Raw genomic sequence first — 2371 nt, forward strand, 5'->3', positions numbered from 1 at the left:
TCATACCAATTCCGCGAAAAAGTCGTTGCCGCGCGGCAGAGCCGAAGGCGCTGCGCGCCAAATAAAGGGAATATGCGTCTCGGTCCTCATCGTCATACCAATTCCGCGAAAAAGTCGTTGCCCTTATCGTCGATCACGATGAAGGCCGGGAAATCCTCCACCTCGATTTTCCATACCGCTTCCATGCCGAGCTCGGGATATTCCAGCACCTCGACATGACGGATGTTGTCGCGCGCCAGCACCGCCGCCGGCCCGCCGATCGAGCCGAGGTAGAACCCGCCATGCGCCTTGCAGGCATCGCGCACCGCCCGCGAGCGATTGCCCTTGGCGAGCATCACCAATGATCCGCCCGCCGCCTGGAATTCGGCGACGTAACTATCCATCCGCCCCGCCGTGGTCGGGCCGAAACTGCCGGTCGCCATGCCGTCGGGCGTCTTGGCCGGGCCCGCGTAATAGACCGGATGGTTCTTGAGGTAATCCGGCAGACCTTCGCCGCGATCGAGCCGCTCCTTCAACTTGGCATGCGCGATGTCGCGCGCGACCACGATGGTACCGGTCAGCGCCACCCGTGTCTTGATCGGGTGTTTCGACAGTTCGGCGAGGATCTCTGCCATCGGCCGCGTCAGATCGATCCGCACGACATCGCCACCGAGATGCGTATCGGTCACCTCCGGCAGATATTTCGCGGGCTCGGTCTCCAGTTGCTCGAGAAACACCCCGTCCCTGGTGATTTTCGCCTTGATCTGCCGATCCGCCGAGCAGGACACCCCGATGCCGACCGGCAGCGACGCGCCATGCCGCGGCAGGCGCACCACCCGCACATCGTGACAGAAATACTTGCCGCCGAACTGCGCGCCGATGCCGATTCGTCGGGTCAGGTCGAGCACCTCCTGTTCGAGCGCGACATCCCGAAACGCATGGCCGGTGGCATCGCCGGTGGTCGGCAGTGCGTCGAGCCACTTGGTCGAGGCGAGCTTCACCGTCTTCATCGTGGCCTCGGCCGACGTGCCGCCGATCACGATGGCGAGGTGATAGGGCGGGCAGGCCGAGGTTCCCAGAGTTTTTATTTTAGTTTCAATGAATTCAAGCAATTTCTTCGGGTTGAGGATCGCGCGGGTCTCCTGGTACAGGAAACTCTTGTTGGCCGATCCGCCGCCCTTGGCGACGAACATCAGGTCGAACGCCTCGGCATGATCCTCGCCGGGTGCCGCGAGAATATCGCACTGCACCGGCAAATTGGTGCCGGTATTGACCTCGTCATACATGCTGAGCGGCGCCATTTGCGAATAGCGCAAATTGGTCTCGGTGAAGATGCGGTACACGCCGTGGGAGAACGCCGCCTCCTCGTCGCCATCGACCCAGATGCGCTGGCCCTTTTTGCCGAACACGATGGCGGTGCCGGTATCCTGACACATCGGCAGCACGCCGCCCGCCGCGATATTCGCGTTCTTCAAAAACTCCATCGCGACGTATCGATCGTTCGGTGACGCCTCGGGATCATCGAGAATCGCGCGCAACTGCCGCAGATGGGCGGGGCGCAGCAGATGCGAAACCTCGTGAAACGCCTCGAACGTCAGGGCCGAGAGCGTCTCGGGCGCAATCCGCACGATCGTCTTGCCGCCCGCCTCGATCGTTGAGATCCCGCCGAGATCGAGCTTGCGCCACGTCGTGTCGTCATTGCCCAGCGGAAACATGGTCGAAAACTTGAATGCCGCGGTTTTCCCGGTCATCGCGTTCATGGCAGAGTCCCTGTTCAATCCTTGACCGGCGGCCGGCGGCGAAACGCATCGAGGCTGACCACGTCGGCCGGTCCGGTTTCAACCGGCGGCGCAACCGTGGGCGCGGGTTCTGGTTCATCGGTATTGGCGATCGTCTGCAATACGAACTGCAGACCGAACCGTACCTCAGGATCAGCAAAGGCGGTCAGGGCCGCCACCGGGATTTCCAGCGTCGAGGGCACGCCACCGAACGACAGCTTGACCGAAAACGACCGTTCAGACGGATCGACCACCAGATCCCGGAACTGATGCTGCAACACGATCGTCATTTCCTCGGGATATTGCGCCCGCAGCCGATCCGGCATCACGACACCGGGGTATCTGGTATCGAATGTCACATAAAAATGATGGCCACCCGGCAGGCCTTCGCGTGCGGCGAATTGCAAGGCGCGCACCGCCACCAGGCGCAAAGCCTCCTCGGTCCACAGGTCATACGGTAACAGGCTGTCGGGAATCGGCGTTTCGTCTTCGGCCATCGGTCCAATCTGCTTATGAACTATCGTGGCGCACGCATAGCGCGCGTTGCGCCGGAGGCCAACTGTCAGCGGCGGCGCGGAACGCCCGGCGCCAATTTTTTCACACAAAACCAAGAC

General features: G+C 62.0%; 2 protein-coding genes. Both read right to left on the reverse strand.

Translation table 11 applies throughout. The features are described from left to right. Window positions 1-92: 92 nt before the first annotated feature. Window positions 93-1739, reverse strand: coding sequence for a fumarate hydratase (locus tag ACP5E6_RS10930; protein ID WP_427954273.1), 1647 nt, complete (start codon window positions 1737-1739; stop codon window positions 93-95). Window positions 1740-1753: 14 nt separating this feature from the next. Continuing rightward, window positions 1754-2254 (reverse strand): SspB family protein, encoded by a 501-nt coding sequence (locus tag ACP5E6_RS10935; protein WP_427954274.1) that lies wholly within the window; start codon window positions 2252-2254, stop codon window positions 1754-1756. Window positions 2255-2371 lie beyond the last annotated feature (117 nt).

It is taken from the genome of Acidiphilium sp. (assembly GCF_049977125.1).
In the GTDB taxonomy this organism is placed as follows: Bacteria; Pseudomonadota; Alphaproteobacteria; order Acetobacterales; family Acetobacteraceae; genus Acidiphilium.